Origin of the sequence: Halorubrum sp. SD683 (genome assembly GCF_002135045.1) — an archaeon.
In the GTDB taxonomy this organism is placed as follows: domain Archaea; phylum Halobacteriota; class Halobacteria; order Halobacteriales; family Haloferacaceae; genus Halorubrum; species Halorubrum ezzemoulense.
In genome coordinates, this window is record NZ_NEWJ01000030.1 from 24,616 (window position 1) to 31,493 (window position 6,878).

6 protein-coding genes are annotated in these 6,878 nt (G+C 66.1%); 3 read left to right on the plus strand and 3 right to left on the minus strand.

All coding sequences use genetic code 11. From position 1 onward, the window contains the following. Window position 1: 1 nt before the first annotated feature. From sufB to B9G49_RS09390, 3 genes are all read right to left on the minus strand, one after another. A complete protein-coding gene (sufB, locus tag B9G49_RS09380) occupies window positions 2-1,432 on the minus strand; it encodes a Fe-S cluster assembly protein SufB (protein WP_086216171.1) in 1,431 nt (476 codons plus the stop codon). Between the two features lie 52 nt (window positions 1,433-1,484). Next, entirely contained in the window at window positions 1,485-2,411 is a 927-nt protein-coding gene (locus B9G49_RS09385; protein ID WP_049931712.1) for an ABC transporter ATP-binding protein, read from the minus strand. 146 nt (window positions 2,412-2,557) lie between these two features. After that, complete coding sequence (locus B9G49_RS09390; RefSeq protein ID WP_086216172.1) at window positions 2,558-5,356, minus strand: DNA-directed DNA polymerase; 2,799 nt, start codon at window positions 5,354-5,356, stop codon at window positions 2,558-2,560. Between the two features lie 102 nt (window positions 5,357-5,458). Here B9G49_RS09390 and B9G49_RS16765 point away from each other — a divergent pair, with 102 nt between their 5' ends. From B9G49_RS16765 to B9G49_RS09400, 3 genes are all read left to right on the plus strand, one after another. Next, on the plus strand, window positions 5,459-5,632 hold the full coding sequence (locus B9G49_RS16765) for a hypothetical protein (protein WP_167373101.1): 174 nt from the start codon (window positions 5,459-5,461) through the stop codon (window positions 5,630-5,632). A gap of 97 nt (window positions 5,633-5,729) precedes the next feature. Then, window positions 5,730-6,152 carry a hypothetical protein gene (locus tag B9G49_RS09395; RefSeq protein WP_086216173.1) on the plus strand — a complete coding sequence of 141 codons (423 nt, stop codon included), beginning with the start codon at window positions 5,730-5,732 and terminating at the stop codon, window positions 6,150-6,152. Between the two features lie 25 nt (window positions 6,153-6,177). Beyond that, window positions 6,178-6,645, plus strand: coding sequence for a hypothetical protein (locus B9G49_RS09400; RefSeq protein ID WP_086216174.1), 468 nt, complete (start codon window positions 6,178-6,180; stop codon window positions 6,643-6,645). Window positions 6,646-6,878 lie beyond the last annotated feature (233 nt).

The following is a 6,878-nucleotide window of genomic DNA, read 5'->3' on the forward strand; positions in this document are numbered from 1 at the left end:
GTTATCCGAGCGAGCCCTCCATCTCGAGTTCGACGAGGCGGTTCAGCTCGACGGCGTACTCGATCGGCAGTTCCTCCGTGATCGGCTCGATGAACCCGGAGACGATCATCTGTTTGGCGTCGTCGTCGTCGAGCCCGCGCGACTGGAGGTAGAAGATGTCCTCGTCGCCGATCTTCCCGACGGTCGCCTCGTGGGCGACGTCGACTTTCGACTCGTTGATCTCCATGTACGGCATGGTGTCCGACGTCGACTCGTTGTCGAACATCAGCGCGTCGCACTCGACGGCCGTCGAGGAGTTTTCGGCGCCGTCCGCGATGTGGACGAGCCCGCGGTAGTTGGTGCGGCCGCCGTCCTTCGCGATCGACTTCGACTCGACCGTGGACTTCGTGTCCGGCGCGTTGTGGTACACCTTCGCGCCGGTGTCGATGTCCTGGCCCTCGCCCGCGAAGGCGATGGTGATGTGGTTGTCGGAGGCACCGCGGCCCTTCAGGATCGTCGAGGGGTACAGCATCGTCGCCTTCGAGCCCATCGAGCCGGAGATCCACTCCATGCGCCCGCCCTTCTCGGCGATGGCGCGCTTCGTGTTGAGGTTGTACGTGTTCTTCGACCAGTTCTGGACGGTCGAGTACTGGACGTGGGCGTCCTCGCCCACGAACACTTCGACGCCGCCCGAGTGGAGGTTGAACGCCGAGTACTTCGGCGCGGAACAGCCCTCGATGTAGTGGACCTCGGAGCCCTCCTCGGCGATGATGAGCGTGTGCTCGAACTGACCCATCCCCTCGGAGTTCATCCGGAAGTACGCCTGGACCGGCATCTCCACGGTGGTGTTTTCGGGGATGTAGACGAACGAGCCGCCCGACCAGATGGCGCCGTGAAGCGCCGCGAACTTGTTGTCGCTCGGGGGGACGCACTTCGTCATGAAGTGCTCGCGGACGAGTTCTTCGTGCTCCTGGACGGCCTTGTCCATGTCACAGAAGATGACGCCCTTCTCCTCCCACCGCTCCTGCATGTTCTGGTAGACGATCTCGGACTCGTACTGCGCGCCGACGCCCGAGAGCGCGTTCTTCTCCGCCTCCGGGATGCCCCGCTTGTCGAACGTGTCCTGGATCTCCTCGGGGAGGTCTTCCCAGCTCTCGGCGCCGCCGCGGGCCTCGATGTCCGGGCGGATGTACGGTACGATCTCGTCGATGTCGATCTCGGAGAGGTCCGGCTGGCCGGGCCAGTCGGTCGGCATCGGCATCTCCTGGAACTGCTCGAGCGCGCGCAGGCGTCGCTCCAGCATCCACTCCGGTTCGTCCTTGTCCTCCGAGATGACGCGGACCGTCTCCTCGGTGAGACCCTTCTCGGTCTGGAAGGCGGACTTCTCCTCCTTCTTGAACTCGAAGCGAGCCTCGGTGTCTGTCTCCTTGAGGTCGTCCTGTTGTGAACTCATAGTGTATTGTTACTGATTCCCGTGTTTACGTGTGTCGCGTGCCCACATTCGGTTACGCCGCCTCGTAGGCGTCTTCGCGGACCCAGTCGTACCCCTCGTCCTCGAGCTTCTCGGCGAGCTCCGCGCCGCCGCTCTTGACGACTTCCCCGTCGAGCATGACGTGGACGTGGTCGGGCTCGACGTAGTCGAGGATGCGCTGGTAGTGCGTGATCTGGAGGACGCCCGTGCCCTGCTCGTCGCGGAGCGCGTTGATCCCTTTCGAGACGTCTTTCAGGCGGTCGATGTCGAGCCCCGAGTCGATCTCGTCGAGCACGGCGACGCTCGGCTCCAGCATCGCGGCCTGGAGGACCTCGTTCTGCTTCTTCTCGCCGCCGGAGAACCCGGCGTTGAGGTAGCGCTGCATGAACTTCTCGTCCATGTCGAGGAGCTCCATCTTCTCGGAGAGAATCTCCTGGAACTCGGCGACGCCGATCTCGCCGTCGTCGGCGGGGCCCTCCATTGGGGAGGTCTCGTACCCCTCGTCGTCGTCCTCGGCCTCGGCCTCGGCGGCCTCCTCCTCCTCGTCTTCGAACAGCTCCTCGCGCTCGTCCGCCTTCGCGTTGAGCGCCTGTCGGAGGAAGTTCGTCATCGTGACGCCCTCGATCTCCGCGGGGTACTGGAAGCCGAGGAAGATGCCGAGCGCAGCGCGCTCGTTCGGCTCCAGCTCTAGGAGCTCCCAGTGATAGTCCTCGTCGTCGAGGTCGACGTCCACGTCGGCGACGTCGGCCTCGTCGAGGTGGAGCAGAATCTCACCGCCGGTGACCTCGTAGGCGGGGTGGCCGGCGATCACTTTCGCGAGCGTCGACTTCCCCGAGCCGTTCGGTCCCATCAGCGCGTGGATGTCGCCCGACTCGACGGTCAGATCGACGCCGAGAAGGATGCGTTCGCCGCCCTCTTCCGCCACTCGTGCGTGAAGATCGTTGATTTCGAGAGTAGCCATATGTATTCTCGTGCCTCGTACATCGATGGTGGGGGTTGAGGGGGTTAATGGTTACGCATCTCCCCGTCAAAAATCGCATATCGACCAAGAAATTTTCTAGCAATCGAAAAGTGCTTTCCAGAGAGCGCGTTCGCGCTCGTCGGCAGTCACATGAACGAGCCGAGTCCGGTCTGTTCTTGCCCCGTCTTCACCTCCTCCCACGACATCCCGAGCGCCTCGATCACGCGCTCTATCGGCCCCTTGAGCGTCTTGTCCAGCATCTTCTCCCAGTCGACCTCGAACTCCTCGGGCACCTGATCGGCGTACTCGAAGCAGATCACGTCCGGGTCGCGCTTGAACTCCCCGTACAGGGGGTCGCGCTGGGGGTCGAGCCCTTCCTCCTCCTCCATTCGCGTCCAGAAGTCCGGGTGGACCTTCTCGATGTACAGCCGCTTCGGCTTCGACCCGCTCCCGAAGTTCGTCCCGAGCATGCGGTTGGCGTACTTCGCGCCGCGGACCTGCGCGGTCGGCGTGTCGTAGGCGTCGAGCTGCTTGCCGATCCCGCCGGGGATCCCGATCTCGTCGAGGTCCACGTCGCCGTCGAGCACCCGCGCGATGACGCCTTCGAGGTACGACTTCACCTCCTCCATGTCCTCGTCGATGTCGTCGCCGGTGACGATCGTCTCGATGACGTTCTGTTGGACCTCTTTCGTGATCCCGGCGATATCCGAGCGCTTGTACTCGAAGCCGGTGATGTCGATGTCGTCGACGTCTTTCCCCTCCTTCCAGACGATGTGGCCCGCGTACCGCTTCTTCTTGCCCGCCTGGAAGAAGCGCCGGTAGAGCTTCTCGAACTCGATCTCGAAGCGGTGCTCGTCGGCGTTGAGCTCGTCGCGCGCGAAGTCGTCGTAGCGCTCGTTGATGTGGTCCTCTATCTCGAAGGAGGTCTCGATCGCCTCCCGTTCCGACATGTCAGAAAGGGATAACATAACCGAGTCGGTGTCACCATAAGCTACCTGATAATTAAGCTCTTCTGCCGCCTCCTCCGTGAAGTCGATGACCTCGCGGCCGGTCGCAGTAACGGCTGCCGCGCCCTCTTTGTCGTAGAGGCGGAACCGATCCCATCCCGTAACCCCATATAACGAGTTCATAATAACCTTGACAGCTCCCTGCTGCCGGTCGTACTGCTCGTACGGCTCGGTGCCCGGGTCGTGGTCGTTCCGGAGCGCCTTCTTCTCCTCGCGCTCGGAGAGCAGCTCGTCGACCATCTCGCGCATGATCCCGTCCGGCTCCTTCCGGAAGTGGGTCCCGTTGGGCGCGACGTACGTCTCGCCGCCGTACTCGTCGGGGTCGACCTTCGTCTCCGGGCCGGCGTTGATCGTCACCATACACATCGGGTAGAGGCTCTTCAGGTCCTGGACCGTCACCATCTCCTTGACGCCCGTGATCGGGTCGAAGACGGCCCCGCCCTCGAACTCCTCCGACTCCTGTTGGCCCTTCGTCGGGAGAGCGAACTTCCCGAACGCCTTGTGGAGGACGTACATGTCGACGGTGTCGCCTGGCGTCGGCGCGTCCTCGATCTTACAGCCGACGAAGGTGCGCACCTCGTCCCAGAACGCGATCACGTCCTGCTTGCGGTCGATCTCCACGCACAGCTCCACGTCGCGGATGCTGTACTCCAGTAAGCGCTCGGGGTCCTGCTCCCAGAGGTCGCCGATGTCGCCCGTGTAGCGCTCCTTGCCGACGCCGAGCTCGCGCTCGCCGACCGCGTCGAGGCGGTACGACTCCAGCTCGGTGAACATCGTGCGTTTGTAGGCGTACAGCAGGTCGAAGACGACCCGGCCCTTCACGTCCGGGCCGCCCCAGCCGGAGCGCCACACCTCGCCGATCCGGGAGAGCCGGTCGACGTCGAGGTCGTACTCGCTCCCGTCGTCGAGCACCTCCAGCCGGTCGAGGACGTACGGCGCGTCGAAGTCCTCGAAGTTCCACCCGGTCAGGAGGTCCGGGTCGGTGTCGTCGATGTACTCGACGAACGCGTCGAGCATCGCGGCCTCCTCGTCGAACGTGCGGACCCTGAAGTCGACCTCTGCGCCGTCGCCGACGATCCCCTCGTACTCCGGGAGGTCTTCCGGCGGGGGAATCTCGGCCTCCGGCGCGTCGTACAGCCAGACGACGTACTCGTCCTCGTAGGAGTCGTGGCTGGTGAGACAGATGATCGGCTCCTCGCCGTCCTCGGGGAAGCCGCGGCGGTCGTCCACCTCGATATCGAAGGTGTTCACGCGCAGGTCGGCGTCGACCTCGGCCGGTTCGAGGTGCCCCTCGTGGACCTGAATCGTCTCTTCCCCGTCGTCGAGGCGCCGCTCCTCGACGCGGATGCCGCCGTTGATCCCGTTGTCGATCAGGAAGCGGTTCGGGAAGAGGATGTCCGCCTCGAAGCTGGTCGCGAAGTCGTCGCGGATGTTCCCCACGTCGCGCGGGGTCCGGGTGACGATCCGGGTGAGCGGCTCGCCGCGGATGCTCTCGTAGGGCTCGCCGTCGGGGCCCGCCTCGCGCGTCCCGATCACCACGTCGTACTCATCGACGGGGTCGCGGTCGAGGTCGGCCGTCGGGACGTAGAAGTACGGCTCGACGCCCAGCACGCGGAGGTGTTCGACCACGTCGTGGTCGGCGTCCTCGACGTGTTCCGCCGGTCGCCGGCCGAACACGTGGACGACCGGGTACTCGTCGCTGCCGTACCCCTCGACGGCGTAGTCGATCTGGGTGATCATCAGTTCGACGGTCCCCGTCGACTCCGGGAACTTCGCCTCGTCCACGTCGACCACGTCGTTCACGTGGCCCCGTCCGCCCCCGGCGACGACGGCCGCCTCCTGCGCGGCCAGCTCCTCCCGTTCGGTGTCCGTGTCGCCGTCGGCCTCGCCGTCCGCGTCCCCGGCCGACGAGAAGTCCGACAGCCCCGACTGAGTCATATCCGTCCTTCGGCGTCACCCGGCTAAAAAACACGGCTTTCGGGTGCGGCGAGGTATCCCGCCACGGAAAGGCATATATTGTGTGACTTCTTACCACGGCCCATGTCTTCGGACCCACGTTCCGGACCCCAGGCGGCTCGCCCGGCCGACTCCGACGCGGTCGATGCCGAGGTGGAGGTGTACGAGGACGACGGGAACGTGGTGCTTTTCGACGCGACGAACCCCCTCGCCTGGGTCGAAGCGAGCCGAACGGTGCGGCTCGCCGACGCGCTCTGACCGACCCGCCGACCCTGCGCGCTCCGTCCGTCTCCTCCCGTAGCCGCGGCGTCGCCCGGACGGAACCCCTTTGCCCCGGCCCGGCGTAGGTCCGGGCGTGTTCAGCCTCGACGAGGACGACGAGGGCGAGATCTCCGTCGGCGAGAGCTCCGACGCCGAGCGGGAGATGACGCCCGACATCCCCAAAGCCCCGTCGGTGAAGACGTTCGACGACGGCGGCGACTTCGAGGGGGCGAGCGACGTCGACCAGGGGACCCTCCGCGCGTTCGTCGTCGCCGTCGTCTACGCCAACGCCGCCGTCCTCCTCGTCGCGCTCGGCCCCATGGTGTGGTTCTTCGAGGGGTGGTCGCGGGCCGGCCCGGCGCTGCTCGTCGCCGGTCTCCTCGCCGGGGTCCGAACGTACCAGACGTACCGGTCGTGGCGGCGCTCGCAGGGCGAGGCCGACGAGTCGGAGTCGGATCCCCCCGAAGAGGCCGACGACACTGATGCCGACTCCACCGCTGATCCCCCGGAAGCGTAATGTCCGACGGGGCGCTGGTTCGACCATGCAGACGGTCCGCGACGGCGACGGCGAGACGTACCTCCTCGTGAAGCGATCCGCCGAGTCGAGTCGCGTGCGCGACCCCGCGACCGGCGCGGAGCGGTACGTCGACAACGAGGAGCTCAGCGTCGTCGACGGCGAGTCGCCGCTCGCGACCGCCGCTTCGGGCGTGCCGGAGCCGGTCCGCCGGACGCTCGGGGCGGTCCGCGACGACCGCTCGCTCGGCCTGCTCGCCGTGGTCGCCGACGAGGGACCGATCGCCGCGATCGACCTCCTCGACGCCGCCGACATGTGCGAGTCCGACCTTCACGGGACGCTCACGGAGTTCCGTGCGGCGGGACTGGTCGACGAGGCCGAGGTCGCGGGGCGACGCGGCTACGAGGCGACCCCGGTCGCGGCCGAGGCGCTGGGGCTGTTGCGGGACGGGTCGGCGGACGAGGGCGACGAGGTTGGTGAGGGCGACGGCGACTGATATCTCACATATAACCGCGATCTGCGGCCGGCTGCGGCTGTTCGCTTATAAATTGTTGATCTAGAACGACGGCGAACAGCTCAAAGCCCCGGCCGCGAGGCTGCCCCTTTGAGCCCCACCCGACCGCGACCGCACGGCACCTCACGCCTCCCTAGCCTCGTCGGGCGCGTCCTTCGGGCTCCCTTCGGTCGCCCTCGGAGCGCCCGACTCCCTCGCGCGTGCTCCTCGCGGCC